13 protein-coding genes are annotated in these 16,877 nt (G+C 49.2%); 11 read left to right on the top strand and 2 right to left on the bottom strand.

Going from position 1 to position 16,877, the window contains the following annotated elements; translation table 11 throughout:
• Nucleotides 1–27: 27 nt before the first annotated feature.
• The 5 genes from AC6I8K_RS22125 (at nucleotide 28) to AC6I8K_RS22105 (ending at nucleotide 6,719) form a co-directional block, all read left to right on the top strand.
• Nucleotides 28–903 carry an amidohydrolase family protein gene (locus AC6I8K_RS22125; RefSeq protein ID WP_497827612.1) on the top strand — a complete coding sequence of 292 codons (876 nt, stop codon included), beginning with the start codon at nucleotides 28–30 and terminating at the stop codon, nucleotides 901–903.
• A gap of 26 nt (nucleotides 904–929) precedes the next feature.
• Nucleotides 930–2,315, top strand: a complete 1,386-nt coding sequence (locus AC6I8K_RS22120; RefSeq protein WP_497827611.1) for an MFS transporter — start codon at nucleotides 930–932, stop codon at nucleotides 2,313–2,315.
• Nucleotides 2,275–2,985 (top strand): transporter substrate-binding domain-containing protein, encoded by a 711-nt coding sequence (locus AC6I8K_RS22115; RefSeq protein ID WP_007886559.1) that lies wholly within the window; start codon nucleotides 2,275–2,277, stop codon nucleotides 2,983–2,985. Before AC6I8K_RS22120 ends, AC6I8K_RS22115 begins: the two co-directional genes overlap by 41 nt.
• A 123-nt stretch (nucleotides 2,986–3,108) precedes the next feature.
• A complete protein-coding gene (locus tag AC6I8K_RS22110) occupies nucleotides 3,109–5,757 on the top strand; it encodes an aconitate hydratase (RefSeq protein WP_497827610.1) in 2,649 nt (882 codons plus the stop codon).
• Nucleotides 5,758–5,765: 8 nt separating this feature from the next.
• The gene (locus AC6I8K_RS22105; RefSeq protein ID WP_497827609.1) at nucleotides 5,766–6,719 is read left to right on the top strand and encodes a LysR family transcriptional regulator; all 954 of its coding nucleotides are present in this window, start codon (nucleotides 5,766–5,768) and stop codon (nucleotides 6,717–6,719) included.
• Nucleotide 6,720: 1 nt separating this feature from the next.
• On the opposite strand, the gene AC6I8K_RS22100 is transcribed toward AC6I8K_RS22105, so the two are convergent.
• Complete coding sequence (locus AC6I8K_RS22100; RefSeq protein ID WP_497827608.1) at nucleotides 6,721–7,827, bottom strand: lactonase family protein; 1,107 nt, start codon at nucleotides 7,825–7,827, stop codon at nucleotides 6,721–6,723.
• A gap of 316 nt (nucleotides 7,828–8,143) precedes the next feature.
• Here AC6I8K_RS22100 and phbB point away from each other — a divergent pair, with 316 nt between their 5' ends.
• Both phbB and AC6I8K_RS22090 read left to right on the top strand, forming a co-directional pair.
• Complete coding sequence (phbB, locus tag AC6I8K_RS22095) at nucleotides 8,144–8,887, top strand: acetoacetyl-CoA reductase (RefSeq protein WP_007886565.1); 744 nt, start codon at nucleotides 8,144–8,146, stop codon at nucleotides 8,885–8,887.
• 82 nt (nucleotides 8,888–8,969) lie between these two features.
• On the top strand, nucleotides 8,970–10,307 hold the full coding sequence (locus tag AC6I8K_RS22090; protein ID WP_007886567.1) for a CitMHS family transporter: 1,338 nt from the start codon (nucleotides 8,970–8,972) through the stop codon (nucleotides 10,305–10,307).
• A 38-nt stretch (nucleotides 10,308–10,345) separates the two neighbouring features.
• On the opposite strand, the gene AC6I8K_RS22085 is transcribed toward AC6I8K_RS22090, so the two are convergent.
• Nucleotides 10,346–11,233, bottom strand: coding sequence for a GntR family transcriptional regulator (locus AC6I8K_RS22085; protein ID WP_483818217.1), 888 nt, complete (start codon nucleotides 11,231–11,233; stop codon nucleotides 10,346–10,348).
• A 393-nt stretch (nucleotides 11,234–11,626) separates the two neighbouring features.
• Between AC6I8K_RS22085 and AC6I8K_RS22080 the strand changes: the two genes are divergently transcribed.
• From AC6I8K_RS22080 to AC6I8K_RS22065, 4 genes are read left to right on the top strand one after another with little or no spacing between them, the layout of a single operon-like run.
• A complete protein-coding gene (locus AC6I8K_RS22080; protein ID WP_483818218.1) occupies nucleotides 11,627–12,370 on the top strand; it encodes a gluconate 2-dehydrogenase subunit 3 family protein in 744 nt (247 codons plus the stop codon).
• The gene (locus AC6I8K_RS22075) at nucleotides 12,371–14,146 is read left to right on the top strand and encodes a GMC family oxidoreductase (protein ID WP_497827607.1); all 1,776 of its coding nucleotides are present in this window, start codon (nucleotides 12,371–12,373) and stop codon (nucleotides 14,144–14,146) included. It abuts the gene before it with no gap.
• Nucleotides 14,146–15,378, top strand: coding sequence for a c-type cytochrome (locus AC6I8K_RS22070; RefSeq protein WP_497827606.1), 1,233 nt, complete (start codon nucleotides 14,146–14,148; stop codon nucleotides 15,376–15,378). Before AC6I8K_RS22075 ends, AC6I8K_RS22070 begins: the two co-directional genes overlap by 1 nt.
• A 31-nt stretch (nucleotides 15,379–15,409) precedes the next feature.
• Nucleotides 15,410–16,813: an MFS transporter gene (locus tag AC6I8K_RS22065; protein WP_483818221.1), complete on the top strand. Its 1,404-nt coding sequence runs from the start codon at nucleotides 15,410–15,412 to the stop codon at nucleotides 16,811–16,813.
• The last annotated feature ends 64 nt before the right edge of the window (nucleotides 16,814–16,877 follow it).

Genomic DNA, 16,877 nt, shown 5'->3' with positions numbered 1-16,877 from the left:
CGATTTCTTTTAAAAAAAGGCATCAACGTGGAAAGCCGAGATATATTGGCGGATGTGAAATATAGCCATATTTCACACTCGCCTGAGATCGTATTGCCTGAAAATAGCTGTGACTGTCATCATCATATTTTTGACAGGCGTTATCCCTATGCTGCGGATGATACACGTAATTTACCAAACGCGACCGTCAACGATTACAACCAGTTTAAAAAATGGTTGGGACACTCTCGTCATATTCTGGTGCAGCCCTCTTCTTATGGAACGGATAATCGTTGCCTGACAGATGCATTACGCGCTTTTGGCACCCATGTACGTGGTGAAGCCGTGGTGGACGACACTGTCAGTGATGCTGAACTGGATGCGCTGCAGCAAGCTGGCGTAACGGGGGTTCGATTCAATCTTGGTGCGGGCAATGCAACGACACCTGAAATGCTGCTTCCCGTAGCGCAACGCGTGGCGGAACGTGGCTGGCATGTGCAGGTCCACGCCACTGCGGATCAATTGTGGCAGTTGCGATCAACGCTACTTCAGATACCCGGAAATCTGGTCATCGACCACTACTTTCGTTTACCGCAGCCTGAGCCGATGGCGCATCCAGTCTGGAAGCTGGCTTGGGAGCTGATTGAAAAGGGCCAATGCTGGGTAAAGCTCTCCGCGCTTTATCATCAGTCACAATGTGATGATGTGTCTGATATGGCAGCTCTGGTTACCCGCTTTCTTCACGATGCAACTGAACGTGTTTTATGGGGAAGTGACTGGCCACATCCCAATTTAATAAGTGCCAATAAAAATATGCCAGATGATGCATTGATACTATCGAAAATATACCACTGGGCGCATAACGATCAGGTTAGACACAAATTATTTGTGGAAAACCCGGCTGAACTTTACCGATTTAATTAATCGTATGCCAGACAAGGCCGAATATTATGATTACTCTGAACTCCACTGCTAAAAAGAACAGACCTACGCATTATCGTTATATGATTTTGCTGATGGTATTTCTCAGTATTGCTTTAAATCATGGTGATAGAGCGACCTTCTCAATTGCCGGTACGGATATGGTGAAATCTGCCGGGCTGGATATTGTGGCGCTCGGTTATCTGATCTCAACCTTCACCTGGGCCTATGTTCTGGGGCAATATCCGGGTGGTTGGTTACTGGATCGTTACGGTTCAAAGAAAGTGTTGGTAACCGGGGTTTTCACCTGGTCACTGTTCGTCTTTCTGGTGGGTTTCAGCACCTCTTTTGACAATATTTGGGTGACACGCGTACTGATGTTTGGCTTCATCTTTATGATGGGGTTGATTGAAGCACCAACGCTACCCGCTAACTCTCGATTCCTTGCGGCATGGTTCCCGGCGAAAGAGCGTGGTAAAGCTTCCGGATTCACTACTGCAGCACAGTATTTTGCATTAGTGGTCTTCTTACCGTTGATGGGCTGGTTCTCCTATTCGTTTGGTTGGGAGTCGGTGTTCTGGTTTATGGGCGCAGTCGGTATTCTGGTCTCGCTGTTGATGACGCGGGTACTCACCGATACGCCTAAAGTTCACCCGTTGGTCAACGATGCTGAGCTTGAATATATCCAGTCCGGCGGCGGTCTGACCAACATGAAAGCCAGTAAAAAAGGCGATAACGTCGGCAAAGGATATACCCGTAAATTACTGACCAGCCGATTGGCGCTGGGTGTGTATATGGGGCAGTTCTTCTTTACGGTGCTTTCCTACTTTTTCCTGACGTGGTTCCCGGTTTATCTGGTGCACGATCGTGGTATGACCATTCTCAAGGCGGGATTTATCGCGTCACTGCCGGCGTTATGTGGATGTGCCGGCGCGTTGCTGGGCGGCGTGTTATCCGATTACATGCTGGCGCGTGGTTTCAGTCTGTCAGCCGCACGTAAAACACCGATCGTTATCGGCATGCTGTTAGCCGTGAGTATGGTTATTTGCAATTACGTCGATTCCGCATGGGTTGTGGTGGCTATTATGTCGCTGGCCTTCTTTGGCAAGGGATTTGGTGCGATGGGATGGTGCGTAGTCTCAGACTTCTCACCGAAAGAGGCGGTCGGCCTGAGCGGCGGATTGTTCAATATGATTGGCAATATTTCGGGAATCTTTACGCCAATTATTATTGCCTACATCATAAAAGATACCGGTTTATTCAATGGTGCTTTGATTTTTGTCGGCGTCTGCGCTTTCCTCAATCTGTGCTGTTATCTGTTTGTGGCTGGAAAAATTCAACGTCTGAATTTTGAAACGCCGAAACAGGATCACGATGATGACTTTTCTGGAGAGCCGCATGTCAGCCACCGATAACGCAACCCCACTACGTTTTGCTATCAATTTAGGTAACGCCGTATTGGCCAAAACGCTGCCCGATGGGCAGCCTGGCGGGATTACTGTGGAGATCGCCCAAAAAATTGCGGCTGAACAGGGAAGAGTCGCGCAATTTATTACGTATCCCACAGCAGGCAAGGTGGTCGATGATGCCACTCACGATCGCTGGGACGTCGCCTTTTTGGCGATAGACCCGAAGCGTGAAGAGGTGCTGCGATTTACGCAGTCTTATATCACTATCGAAGGTACCGTGATGGTGAGAGAGAGCAGCAACTGGCAAAGCGTGACCGAGATGGATAAACCTGATGTGGTCATCAATGTCGGTAAAGGAGCAGCCTACGATCTGTTTCTGAGCCGCGAATTAAAACATGCTGCGCTCAATCGACTCGCTTCATCACAGGCCGCGATCGATGCGTTTCTGGATGGAGAAGGCGATATGGCAGCAGGAATCCGTCAGCCTTTAGAAAGTGCAGTCAGTAACAATCGCGGTTTTCGCGTTCTGCCCGATAATTTCGGTCAGATTTTCCAGGCTATTTGTTTGCCGCATGCGCAGGACCAGCTTTATGGTGAAATTAGTCATTACCTGAATAAATGGCAGGAAAATGGCGCTATCAGCGAGATTATTAATCGGAATCTTGCCGAGTCTTAAACTTAATGCAGCGTTCTCATTTGGAGAACGCTGCATTGGTTAATGTTCAATTTTCATTCATTAATGGGCATGAGACGTTATCCAGCGACGAACATAACAAGATTGCTGTGACGGAAGGTTTTTATGACATCGCCCTTAACGCTGGAACGCTCATCGCTGGTTATCCATAACCGCCTGTATCATTTTATTGACCTCACCCAGATCGTCCCGCTGGAGCAACTGCAGACATTGCCTTACAGCATTCGCATTCTTCTGGAGAACGTTGCGCGATGCTCACCGCAAACGCTGCCTGAATTTCTCAACTATCTGTCTGCAAAGTCCTCCCCTGGTGAGGTTGAGTTTTATCCCGACCGCCTCATGTTCCATGACACTACCTGTTTACCGGCTTTGGCTGACTTTGCTGCTATGCGCGATCTTACTGCTGAGTTAGGCGGCGATCCGCGCGCTATCAATCCACACATTCCTGCTGTGCTAACCATCGATCATTCGGTCATCGTTGAAAGTTACGCTAATGCCGATGCGCTGGAAGATAACCTCAAGTTTGATTTTCGCCGTAACGCTGAGCGCTATCGCTTCATTCGCTGGGCAGAAAAAAGCCTGGATAACTTCCGCGTCATTCCACCCGGCACCGGCATTATTCATTTAATGAACCTTGAAACCATTGCTGAAGTGGTCACGGTGGATGAGCGTGAAGCCATACCGTTGCTGCACGCCGATTGCATGATTGCAACCGACAGCCATACGCCGATGATAAATGCACTTGGTGTGTTGGGGTGGGGCGTAGGTGGTCTGGAAGGTCAAGCCGCATTGGTTGGCGAGCCAGTCACGTTACGCTTCCCGGACGTGGTGGGAATTTGTGTTTCCGGTGAACTGCCGCCGGATGTCAGCGACAGCGATCTGGCTCTGCACATCACGCGCCTGTTGCGTGAAAGCGGTGTGGTCGGCAAATTTGTTGAGTTCACCGGTCCTGCACTCCACAGCATGCCGCTCGAATCGCGCGCCACCATTGCCAATATGGCCCCGGAATACGGTGCCACCGTGGTGTTCTTCCCGTTTGATCAGCGCAGCGCAGAGTACGTCAACATGACCGGGCGCAGTGAAGAGAAACAGGAAATTATTCGCAGTTATATGCAACATCAGCACCTTTGGCGTCATCCGGAGGATCGTCAGCCTGACTTCACACAACGCATTGAGCTGGATTTAAGTAGCATCGAACCCAGCGTGGCGGGGCCTTATAATCCTCATCAACAAATTCCGCTCAGTGATTCGCCGAAAAGTTTTATGGAGACATTGAAAGCCGGCGAGCGCGCTTTGCAATGGCAGCATGATGATTACCCACAACCGATTCAACAAGGCGCCGTGGCTATCGCGGCCATAACCAGCTGCACCACAACCGCCAACCCCTGGCTGGTGATTCAGGCGGCATTGTTTGCCCGGAATGCGGCAAAGTATGGACTGCAACCCAAGCCTTGGGTTAAAACCTCCTTTTCACCCGGATCTCGGGCGGTTACCGATTATCTTGGAGAATCAGGCCTGCTTAGCGAGTTGGAAAAGGTGGGGTTCGATGTGGCAGGTTATGGCTGTATGACCTGCATTGGCAGTTCGGGCGCATTACAACCGGCCATGGAAAGTCTGGTGAGTGATGGCCTTCAGGCCGTGTGTGTGCTTTCCGGTAACCGTAACTTTCCCCGTCGCGTTAATCCCAGCCTCGGTCATGGTTATCTCACCTCGCCAGCATTGGTGATTGCCTGGGCTATTGCCGGAAATATGCAGCATGACATGCTGAGTGACCCGCTTGGCTACGATGAGCATCATCAGCCGGTTTTCATGCGCGACTTAATGCCAGCGCGTGAAGAAGTTGAACGCTGGGTAACAAGAGTGATGAAGCGCGAACATTACATCCAGCGTCGCGATCTTATCTGGCAGGGAACCCCGCACTGGCAGCAAATTGAAGCTCCGGGTAGCGTGCATTATCCATGGGAATCGACCTCAACCTATCTGCGTCGGCCGGGCTATCTGGAACGTTTACCTCGTGACCCTGCCGAACCGCTGTCGCTCAATAATGCCCGACCCTTCCTCTGGTTTGGCGATGACGTGACTACCGATCATATTTCGCCTGCAGGTGCGATTTCCGCAGGCAGCCTTGCCGGTCAATGGTTGCTGGAACATCATGAAGATCCACAGGACCTGAATCTTTACTCTACGCGACGCAGTAATCATGAGGTGATGGTACGCGGTGCTTTTACCAATAAAGCGCTATCCAACCGTTTGTTACCGGCGGATAAGCGCGGTGGCGGCGGTTATGCCTGGGATGCGTCTCATCAGCAAATTCTTCCGGCTTTTGAGGCAGCGCAAACATGGCATGCAACAGATACGCCGCTGGTAGTGCTGGCGGGCGAGCGCTATGGCGCGGGATCGAGCCGTGACTGGGCTGCTAAAGCGCAGGCACTGATGGGGGTTAAAGCCGTCATTGCTAATAGTTTCGAACGTATCCACCGCACGAATTTGATCGGAATGGGCATTCTTCCGCTGCATTTTATTGCCGATGAAGCGGACAGATTACCCGAGATGGATGGTACCGAGGTCCTGGATATTACAGGCCTGGAAATGATCGCGCCGGGTGCGACGCCGCTGATGCTCTACATCCGCCGTGGAGGCAGGCAGATTGCTGCACTGAATCTTGAGGCAGTGATAGACTCCCAGCAAGAACTGCGCTATCTGCGCTATGGCGGTATTTTGCCCTTTGTCATTCAGCAAACACTTAAAGAGTAGGGAAGTTCATGCGCTACGATCTGGTCTCACTTTCACTGTTTGTCGCTGTGGCTGAAGAGCAGAATCTTACGCGTGCCGCACGCCGTAAGCATCTGGCCGTCTCAGCCGTGAGTAAGCGCATAACAGAACTGGAACAGCAAATTGGCACGCCACTGATGCTACGCTTGCCGCGCGGCATCGAGTTGACGCCTGCGGGGCACTCGCTGCTGTTCCACGCGCGCCAGGTGTTCCGCAATCTCGACCAAATGGAAGAGGAGCTCAGTGATTACGTGGCTGGCGTACGCGGCCACATTCGCATTTTTACGATCTCTGCGGCGTTGATGCATTATTTGCCGCGTGCCATCAGTCAGTTCCTTGCTCATTACCCGCAGACAGATATCGATATTGAAGAACACACCGGCATTGGCGTCGTGCAGGGCTTGCTGCAGGGGGACGCGGATGTCGGTTTCTTTTCCAGTTGGACACCTGCTTCCGGCATTGAGGTCTGGCCATGGCAGCAAGACTATTTGTCCGTTTTGGTGTGGCAGGGGCATCCGTTGGCGGAGCGCGCGACCTTGCAATTAGTGGATTGCATCGATGAGAAAATGATTGGGCCACATCGGGAAAGTGCAGTGAGCCACATTCTGGAGCGTGAAGCGAGAAAGCTGGGTACAACGCTGAATATAGGCTTACGGGTCAGCAGTTTCGTCTCTATGGCCGAACTGGTTGCGCAACAGTTGGGAATAGCCATCTTGCCAGTTAATGAAATCGCTCAGGTGGCTAATCATGATGCTGTGCGCTGTATTCCCCTCGTCGAGCCATGGGCGAAACGTGAGTTGTATGTTGGTGTGAAGGGATATGCCCTATCTTCACCCTCGGTGAAAGCGTTTATCGAAAATGTCACGCCATTGAAACGTGCAACGGGTGCCGAAGAGGGGGCGCTGCTTGAGGCCAGTCTCATTAATGCTGACCTCAAGCGCTGAGTTAATCGGAAAATACAATGCAGGTAGGGCTGGCAGTGAATACCTCTTTACCTGTGTCTTTAAGCATACCCGAGTCCTGATCAACGCTGAAAATGCGAATAGAATCAGAGTCCTCGTTAGCGCTGTAAAAATAGAGCCCATCTGCAGAGAGCGTTGTAAAACGCGGCGTTTTACCACCGCAAAACACCCATCCCACCGGCTTTAAACAGCCATCATCAGGATTTATGTGCATAATCGCAATACTGTTATGACCACGATTGGCGGCATATAAGAAGCGCCCAGACGGATGCACTTCGATTTCACTGGCGTCGTTACGTGTTTCAAATCCTTCCGGTAGGCTGCTCAGCGTTTGCTTGAGCGCAATGTTTCCCGTCTCTTGTTCAAAATCGTAAACGGTAATCGTATTCCCGAGTTCACTCAGGCCATAAAGCCACTTCCCCTGTGGATGGAAATCAACATGACGCGGCCAGCTCCCAGACGGCAACAGCACTTCATCATTGAGTAGTGATTGTCCATCTCGCCAGTGATAAATACGCACCATATCAATGCCGTTCCCGGCCTGTCTGCCCTGGATGGGCAGAGCGTAATAATCGCTATCTGGCGCAAAAATAATTTCATGCGGACGTGACAGGCTGGCCGCAGCGCCATCCTCATCAGCGTGGCCTTCCACCATCGCCAGGTGGTGAGGAGGCAGTAGCGCGTCATCATCAGCGAACGCTAATGCTGCTACATTGCCGCCTTCATGGTTAGCAATCAGCAGATGGCGGCCATCCGGTGAGAGAGCAGCATGCACCGGGTTATTGCGCCGCAGTGGATCAAGATCGGGATGTGGATTCTGTGGGCCCGTTGTTTGTTCAGATAACAAAGTCAGCATGCCAGAGTTAGGATCACGCGCAAAAATAGCTACCTGATTGCCATCCCCATGCAGCACGTACAGCCGATTTCTATTTTCATCTAGTGTGAGCCAGGACGGATTTTCCTGAACAGAGGTAACACGTTGTACGTGATGCCAGTTCCCTGACTCATCAATGCGAAATACTTCAATTCCTTTTCCACGTGCGCCACGCCACTCGGACGTACGGCAACCTACATAGGCAAACTTATTCATTTACAACCCCGCCATACCAATATGCATTTATTTAAACACAAGTGCATAAATTGACTTGTGATTGATATCACGCTTTTGTGGTTATCAAGCTTTTTAAACTAACTATAAAGGGGTTTTTACGTTATGCGTCGGTGTTTTTAGGCGGCTTAAAACTGCACTGCAATTTTATGTTATTGCATTTGAATGGGTTTAAATGCAGAAGATTGACGATCGTGGTCACAATTTCAACGGCTCGCGATTGCTAAAAAAAACCGCAGATAGCTTACTGTTAACAAGTCGTGAAAACTGTTACATAAATGCATCTGGGAGAAGGGTTATGACCCAACGTATTGCGTATGTTACATCCGGGATGGGAAGCCTCGGAACCGCTATTTGCCGTCGACTGGCGAAGGATGGTTTTAAAGTGATTGCAGGATGCGGTCCCAATTCTCAACGTAAAACCGCCTGGCTTGATGACAATAAAAAGATGGGATTTGATTTTATCGCATCAGAAGGAAACGTGGCTGATTGGGAATCAACGGTTAAAGCGTTTGCCAAAATAAAAGCTGAAATCGGTGAGATAGACGTGCTGGTTAATAATGCCGGTACGGCACGGAATGTATTATTTCGTGATATGCAGCCACAGGAGTGGCAGGCCGTTATTAACACCAATATGAACTCATTATTCAACGTCACTAAACAAGTTGTGGATGGCATGATGTCGCGTGGATGGGGACGTATTATCAATATTTCTTCAGTCAACGCGCAAATTGGTCAAACAGGTCAGGTTAACTACTCTACGGCAAAATCTGCCGTACGGGGTTTTACTCGCGCCCTGGCACGTGAAGTTTCGGCACGCGGAGTAACAGTTAATACGGTATCGCCGGGCTATCTGGCTACGTCAAAACTGAAAACAGTCACGCCGGTGCAGGTTATTGATAAGATTGTTCAGGAAATTCCAGTGCGTCGCCTGGGCTCTCCGCAGGAAATCGCCTCTATATGCTCCTGGCTGGCATCTGACGAATCAGGATTTGCCACGGGTGCTGATTTCTCTGTTAATGGCGGCCTGCATATGGGCTAATAAATTAACAGAACGTCCTGCTCAAAATTTCCGTCAAATTAATTATCGCGCATATTAGCAATAATATGCGTTGGAGGCTCTTATGCTCTCGCTTCTGGGATATGGCATGATTGTGGTCTTTATGATCCTCATCATGACCAAAAAACTTTCTGCACTCGTCGCACTGATCATTATTCCAATAATATTTGCTCTGATTGCCGGATTCGGCGGAGAGATGGGCGAGATGATGATTGAGGGGCTTAAAAAAGTCGCTCCGACTGCCATCATGGTTATTTTTGCCATTCTCTACTTCAGCACCATGTTTGATACCGGTTTATTTGATCCGATTATTCGCTTCTTTTTACGGATTATTAATGGTGACCCGGTTAAAGCGGTTATGTGCAGCGCGATTCTGGCGGCGATGGTGTCACTTGATGGTGATGGATCAACGACCTATATGATCTGCGTAACGGCAATGCTGCCCTTGTTTAAACGTATTCGTCTGGACCCACTGGCGCTGACTTGCGTAGTCTTCCTCTCCGGAAGTATTACTAACTTGCTGCCATGGGGCGGTCCACTGGCTCGCGTTGCGGCATCCTTGAAAGTTGAATCCAGCGATCTGTTTATTCCGCTGATTCCAACTATGGTTTGCGGTTTTGTCGGAGTATTGGTGCTGTCTTGGTATATCGGTATTCGTGAACGCCGTCGTTTAGGTAAGCTGAGTATCAATACCAATGGTTATGGATCAGTCACTGAAGACGATGCAGAAAGCTATCTGCCGGCAATCAATGAAGTCAATGAGGAGCTGCGTCGTCCAAAACTGTTCTGGCTTAACGCGGGTCTGACACTGTTACTGATGGGATCGCTGGTGATGGAGTTGCTGCCCCTGTCGGTGCTGTTCATGGTGGCATTTGCTCTGGCGTTGTTGATCAACTATCCGCACATTGATGCCCAGCGTCAGCGTATTGCAGCGCATGCGCCTGCTGCGCTGAACCAGACATCTATCTTCCTGGCTGCGGGTATTTTCGCCGGTATCCTCTCGGGTACTGGAATGGTCACCGCAATGTCGGCATCTCTGCTGGATGTGTTACCCGATTCATGGGGCCCTTATCTGGCACCGATTACGGCATTGATCAGCTTGCCTGGCACCTTCTTTATGTCGAATGATGCCTTCTATTACGGTGTACTGCCGGTTCTGGCAGAAGCAGCGAAAGTGTATGGCATTGATCCGGTCGAAATTGGTCGTGCATCGTTGGTTGGGCAGCCAATCCACTTACTGAGTCCGTTAGTGGCATCAACCTATCTGTTGGTCGGATTAGCCGGAGTAGAATTCAGCGACCATCAGAAATACACCTTCAAATGGGCTTTCCTGCTCTGCATGATCTTCCTGGCATCGGGTTTGCTATTGGGTCTTTATCCACTTTACTCGCCTGGCGGTTAATGGCGCTGATGAAAAAATGGCCCATTTGGGCCATTTTTTTATACTCCGATACTACGTTGTTTTTTGTTATCTAGCGCGACAGCGAGGTGCTGCTTCATCATATATGATGCTTCGATCAGTTGCCCTGCCTCAATTAATGACAGCAAGTGCATATGATCTTTAACTTCAGCGTAGTAGCGGCTGCGGTCATCCATAATGCGGTAATCCATTAAACGGCGCATGCGGTTGACGTTGCGCAGTGATATCTCAAAAAATGGGTTGTTAGAAAAACTGATGACAGTCTCATGAAAGCGGTAACCCGCTAACTGGAGCTGAGTAGGCGATAAACGCTGAATGCCGCTCTCTAATAGCATCTCCAACTCGCGCTTAATCTCATCGATTTTGCTCTGCGGGGCTTTGAAGGTGGATTCCAAAATTGCCATTGGTTCAATCACCATGCGGAAGCTGAAAATATGCTCTAGCGCGGCTTTGGTCTTGGCAACGGGAAGAAAACGCCAGCCATAACCCTGTTTACGTTCAACCCATCCCTCACTGATACCGCGCGCCAGAATGGTCGTGAGCTGAGTCTTCGAAAGGTTATAACGCTTAAGTAAATAAAGTTCGTTTACTTCAGATTCGATTTTATCCTGCAGCCAGTCTTCCGCTAATTGATAGTATTCAGGAAGATCGTTATCCACTTCACTTTCATGTGAGCTCTGAGTCTGAGGCGCATAATCCTGCTTTACAAAGAAACCACGGTTATGCTGCTGCTGAAGAATGCCTTTGTGTTCAAGGTAAACCAGGGCCTCACGCACGGGTGAACGTGAAACATCAAATGTTTCAGCCAACTTGGGTACACTTAGGTGTGCACCCGGCGACAATCCGCCACTGTCGATCATCGTGATTATTTTTTGCGAAAGCCTTTCCGTAAGAGCGCTTATTTTCATGAAGAAAGCCCTAAAAAATGCAGGAAGAAGTACAAAATTTAACAATATTATTGCATTTGAATTGTATTAAATGCAATTATAAAATGCAGTTTTATGTGCGCTTAACTACATGTTTACATTGATGATTTTAGATCATTTCATATTTTATAAATCCACGCTGCTTAATGGCCACCTGCTAAAAGCTGCATGATTAAATGATTCCTCTCATTTTCACTCCTTTATCTCCTACAGCTCCCTTCTACCCCCTTAAAATTCGTTAAATCGTAGTTAAACCACTTTTACAATTACATACATAAAAAAACTACCAATCTGCATTTAAGTAAACAAAAATGCAAATAAATTAAGCCCTCGCCATTTATTTTTACTTCATCACTGAGATGTGAGATTCATTCAATGTCAGATCAAAAAACAGGACTGAGCAGAAGACGTTTCCTCGGCGCAGGATCGCTTATTGCACTCAGTTCCCCCCTAGCTACAGCAGCAACAATCAGCGGTGGTACAGGTACTCCGTGGACAGCGGATGAGGCATCGCCACCGCCAAAAATCGATCCCCTGCAGTGGGAGTTTTTTACGCCAAAAGAGAGAGTTATTGTAGATGCGTTGGTCGAAACGCTGATCCCAGCCGATGAGCTGAGTCCAAGCGGTAAAGAGGCGGGATGTACGCTGTTTATTGACCGCCAAATGGCAGGGCGATTTGGTCAGGGTTCTCGTCTTTATATGAATGGACCTTATGGTGCATCACCTCTTGCATCTCAAGGCAGGCAATCGCCTCTAACGCCCGCTGAGGAGTTTCGCCGCGGTCTGACAGCATTTAATAACTTTTGCATTAAAGAATATAAAAAAGCATTCAACGAGCTGACTGAAGATGCACGTGAGGCTGCTCTTCATTTGCTTGAGGCTGGCAAGATCGTTCTGCTGGGCGAAGTCAGTAGCAAAGATTTCTTCAAAACCTTGCTGGCACGCACCATGGAAGGCTTTTTTGCCGATCCCGTCTATGGCGGCAACCGCGACATGGTGGGATGGAAAATGATTGGTTATCCCGGCGCGAAATACGACTACCTCGATTGGATCGAACGCCATAACGAAACCTATCCACATCCTCCCGTTAGCATCTACGGTTACACGCCCGAGTCCTAAATGAATACTGAAATCAAAAAGCTACCTAAAAAAGATATTGCCATTGTAGGTCTTGGCTGGGCGGGTTCGATCATGGCAATCGAACTTGCCAAAACAGGACTGGATGTCATTGCGTTTGAACGTGGTCCCTGGCGTGATACCGCTGATGACTTCAACGTTGGCTACGTACAGGACGAACTGCGTTATGTAGTGCAGCAAGAGTTGATGATCACCGCTGCAGAAGATACTTATACCTTCCGCAATGCGTCTCACCAGACTGCGCTCCCCATACGGGAATATGGCTCCTTCTTGCTGGGGACAGGTCTAGGTGGCTCGGGAGCGCACTGGAGCGGTTTGACCTGGCGCTACAACCCGACTGACTTTGAATTACGATCTCATTTAACCCGTCGTTATGGTGAAAAGGCGATTCCAGATGACCTTTTGATTAAGGACTGGGGTATTACCTATGACGAACTGGAACCTTACTACACCAAATTTGAGCGCATGGCTGGTATTGGTGGTAAAGGCGGCGTGATAAACGGAAAGGTTCAGGAAGGTGGAAATCCTTTTGAAGGTAATCGCTCAGAAGATTTTCCTTTACCGCCAATGAAGATGACCTTTGCGGCAAAGCTGTTTGCTGAGTCAGCCCGAAAAATAGGTATGAAGCCTTTCCCGACGCCAAGCGCGAATGCGTCGGGTGTTTACAGCAATACCTATGGTGTAACGATGGCACCTTGCACTTACTGTGGATACTGCTCGCGTTGCGGATGTGCCAATTACTCCAAATCAACCCCACAGACCAACATCATCCCTGCGCTTATGCGTTACTCCAACTTTACGGCTCAGGTTCAATCTGAAGTTCTGCATGTTGTGATGGATGAAAGCGGAAAAGTTGCTACTGGCGTGGTTTATATTGATGCCAGTGGGCAACGCTACGAGCAGCCAGCTGATCTGGTGATCCTGACTGCGTTTACCATACCAAATGTACGCTTGCTGTTTGCCTCTGGGATTGGCGAACCTTACGATCCTAAAACCGGTAAAGGGCTGATTGGTAAAAATTACGCCTACCAAACCAACTCCAGTATTCAGCTATTTTTTGAAGATAAAAACTTCAATCCGTTTATTTCCGGTGGTGGTGTTGGTCAGGGTGTCGATGAATACAACGGTGACAACTTTGACCATAATGGATTGGGCTTTTTTGGTGGCGCTTGCATCATGTCGAATGTCACCAGTGGATGGCCAATTACCAATCGTATGACGCCGCCAGGTACGCCCAAATGGGGCCGTGAATGGAAAAAAGCGACCAAACAACACTACCTGAGCACGACGGTGGTCAGGACGCAGGGAAGTTCTTACCCCACGCGGTCAAACTACCTCGATCTCGATCCTACTTATAAAGACCGTCATGGCCGTAGCATGATGCGCCTAACGTTCGACTTCCCAGAAAATGACTTGAAGATGTCTGCTTACGTTACCAATAAGGCGCTGGATGTTGCGAAAGCCATGGGTGCCAGCCAGACCGTTATGCACGTGCCACAAGGGCCTTACAATATCGTTCCTTTCCAAAGTACGCATAATACGGGCGGAGCGATTATGGGAGAGTCGCCCAAAGACAGCGTCGTGAATAAATACCTGCAATCCTGGGATGTGCCCAATTTGTTTGTCATTGGTGGGTCAGCGTTTCCGCAAAACGCGGGATATAACCCAACCGCAACCGTTGGCGCACTAGCCTATTGGGCAGCAGATGCCATCGTCAAACAGTATCTCAAGCAACCCGGTCCATTGGTGCAGGCATAATGAAAACCGTTAAACCGATAATAACTGCCACTCTATTTGCTGTTTTGAGTGGGACGAACGTCAGCTATGCGGCCAATACCTTCTTCCCAGACATTGAAAAGGGGCGCTATCTCGCCACGGTTGGCGATTGTACGGCGTGTCATACGCCAGAAGGGGCTAAACCGATGTCAGGGGGAAAGGCGATTGAAACCCCATTTGGCAATCTCATTGCACCTAATCTAACGCCAGATCGTGAAACCGGCATTGGCGCCTGGACAGATGACCAGTTCCTGCGTGCGATGCAGGAAGGGATTGGACATAACGGTGAATATCTTTACGGTGCGTTTCCTTACACGGCCTACACCAAAGTTTCAAAGCCCGACCTGCTGGCAATCAGAGCGTATCTCAATACTTTAGAACCGGTGCACAACAAGGTTGAGTCAAATCAGCTGCCATTCCCGTTCAATATTCGGGAAAGCCTGATGGGCTGGAACTTGCTTTTCTTCAAGAAAGGAGAGTTTAAACCGGATCCAACTCAGAGTGCGGAATGGAATCGTGGAGCGTATCTAGCTGAAGGTCTGGCGCACTGCTCGACATGCCATAACAGCAAGAACTTCCTGGGTGGAGATACCAGTGATGGACATCTTCGGGGTTACACCCTTCAGGGATGGGTTGCGCCAACCATCACAGGCGATAAATATCAGGGCATCGGCAACTGGAAGGCTGAAGACATCGTCGAATATCTCAGAACCGGCAGGAACCAGTTTGCAGCGGCGTCAGGTCCTATGGCCGAAGTGATAACTAATTCAACGCAGCATATGCAAAGCGATGATTTACGTGCGATAGCCATCTATTTGCTCAGCCAAAAAGCCGATATAAAACCGCCCAAGCCGGTGAGTCCAGATGATGAAGCGATGAAGCTTGGCCAGCAGGTATACGCCGTCAACTGCTCAGCGTGTCACATGGCAAATGGTGAAGGTGTAGCAAAAATGTTCCCTTCACTAAAGGGCAGCGGTTCTGTTCTGGCCGATGATCCTGCCACTTTGACGCGCGTGATTTTACGCGGCGCGAAAGCTGTCTCAACCGATGCGGCACCTACAGGCCCAGCAATGCCTGCATTTGCCTGGCGTTTAAGTGACAAAGATGCGGCTGCAGTAATGACATTCGTCCGCAACAGTTGGGGAAATGCCGCTCCGCCAGTGTCATCCAGCGTGGTGACTAAAGCGCGCCAAGAGGCTCAGGCCAATCCGTAATAATTTGAGTGACTGAAAGGAATTCACCGTAATGAATTACAGCCGCCATAACGGCAACCCAACTTCTGGTAATAGCGTCTGGCTGGCGTTATTGGTGGCTGTCACATTTTTTATGGAGAATCTCGACGCCACGGTTATTGCAACCGCGATACCCCAAATGGCCAAAGATTTTAGCGTTAGCCCGGTTGAACTGAATATCGGCATTAGCGCCTATCTTCTCGCAGTGGCCATCTTTATCCCCATCAGTGGTTGGCTGGCTGGTCGCATTGGTGCCCGATACGTTTTCGCTGGTGCGATTCTGCTATTTACGCTTGCTTCAATAATGTGTGGTCTGAGTAACGATTTAGCGATGTTCACTTTTAGCCGTGTGCTGCAAGGTGTGGGTGGCGCGCTAATGGTACCGGTTGGTCGAATGGTGGTACTCAGGATGACGGCCAAAAAAGACATGGTGAAAACCATCGCGTTTATTTCATGGCCCGGATTGATTGCTCCTGTGCTGGGACCGCCATTTGGTGGCCTAATTGTGACTTACAGCCATTGGTCATGGATATTCTGGCTGAATATCCCTTTGGGTCTTATCGCCCTCGTCATGACATTTTTCCTCGTACCGCAAACCAAAGATGTTATCAAACGTCACTTTGACGTGAAGGGCTTTATTTTCACCGCAGCGGCGTGCGTGATGCTGATCGTTGGATTGGAGTTTCTTGGTCACAGCAAAGTTGAAAGCGGCTTTATACTGATTGCTGGCGGCATCTTATTTGGCCTACTTACTTTCCGTCACAGCCTGAACCATAGAAATCCGCTATTGCCTTTTAATGTCATGACGATTGCCACATTCAGAAGCGCAGTAATAGGCGGTTCATTCTTCCGGGCATCCATTAATGCCATTCCGTTTTTGTTACCTTTATTATTTCAGATTAGTTTTGGCTGGAGCGCCGTAGAAGCAGGAACAATGGTGCTGTGGGTCTTTGCAGGGAATCTTGCCATGAAGCCTGCGACTACCTGGCTAATGAAACGGTGGGGCTTTAGACGCTTATTGTTAGGGAATGGGGTTATAAGCCTATTCGCTATTTTAAGTTGCGCGACGCTGGATCCGGGCATGGGCTATTTCACTATTGCTTTAATATTATTTGTCGGGGGACTTACGCGCTCCCTCCAGTTTAGTTGCTATAACAGTCTTGGCTTCGCGGATATACCTCAGGAAAAGATGAGTGATGCATCGGTAATTTTTAGTATTTTCTTCCAGTTCGCAATGAGCGCAGGCATAGCTATTTCAGCACTGGCGCTGCGAATGTCGATGCTGTGGAATCACCATTACGCACCACTGCAAGCGGATGTTAAGTGGGCGTTTATCGGGGTATCACTCCTGGTGATATTTTCCATGATTGATGTCTATCGACTTGAGAAAAATGCAGGTGAGCAGGTGCTTAATTAACTTAGCATGTAAAGGGAGTTGAGCCTATTCATCCGGTGAACTCACCTTGCGCAGCTAGTCGGGA

Source organism: Pantoea sp. X-Soil-ISGK-421, assembly GCF_059730785.1.
This window is presented reverse-complemented; position numbering and strand designations above follow the sequence as displayed.

Excerpts from the sequence above, each read along its gene's own strand:
- AC6I8K_RS22120 (WP_497827611.1), top strand. The coding sequence starts at position 930 with ATGATTACTCTGAACTCCACTGCTAAAAAGAACAGACCTACGCATTAT.
- AC6I8K_RS22115 (WP_007886559.1), top strand. The coding sequence starts at position 2,275 with ATGATGACTTTTCTGGAGAGCCGCATGTCAGCCACCGATAACGCAACC.
- AC6I8K_RS22110 (WP_497827610.1), top strand. The coding sequence starts at position 3,109 with ATGACATCGCCCTTAACGCTGGAACGCTCATCGCTGGTTATCCATAAC.
- AC6I8K_RS22105 (WP_497827609.1), top strand. The coding sequence starts at position 5,766 with ATGCGCTACGATCTGGTCTCACTTTCACTGTTTGTCGCTGTGGCTGAA.
- AC6I8K_RS22100 (WP_497827608.1), bottom strand. The coding sequence starts at position 7,827 with ATGAATAAGTTTGCCTATGTAGGTTGCCGTACGTCCGAGTGGCGTGGC.
- phbB (WP_007886565.1), top strand. The coding sequence starts at position 8,144 with ATGACCCAACGTATTGCGTATGTTACATCCGGGATGGGAAGCCTCGGA.
- AC6I8K_RS22090 (WP_007886567.1), top strand. The coding sequence starts at position 8,970 with ATGCTCTCGCTTCTGGGATATGGCATGATTGTGGTCTTTATGATCCTC.
- AC6I8K_RS22085 (WP_483818217.1), bottom strand. The coding sequence starts at position 11,233 with ATGAAAATAAGCGCTCTTACGGAAAGGCTTTCGCAAAAAATAATCACG.
- AC6I8K_RS22080 (WP_483818218.1), top strand. The coding sequence starts at position 11,627 with ATGTCAGATCAAAAAACAGGACTGAGCAGAAGACGTTTCCTCGGCGCA.
- AC6I8K_RS22075 (WP_497827607.1), top strand. The coding sequence starts at position 12,371 with ATGAATACTGAAATCAAAAAGCTACCTAAAAAAGATATTGCCATTGTA.
- AC6I8K_RS22070 (WP_497827606.1), top strand. The coding sequence starts at position 14,146 with ATGAAAACCGTTAAACCGATAATAACTGCCACTCTATTTGCTGTTTTG.
- AC6I8K_RS22065 (WP_483818221.1), top strand. The coding sequence starts at position 15,410 with ATGAATTACAGCCGCCATAACGGCAACCCAACTTCTGGTAATAGCGTC.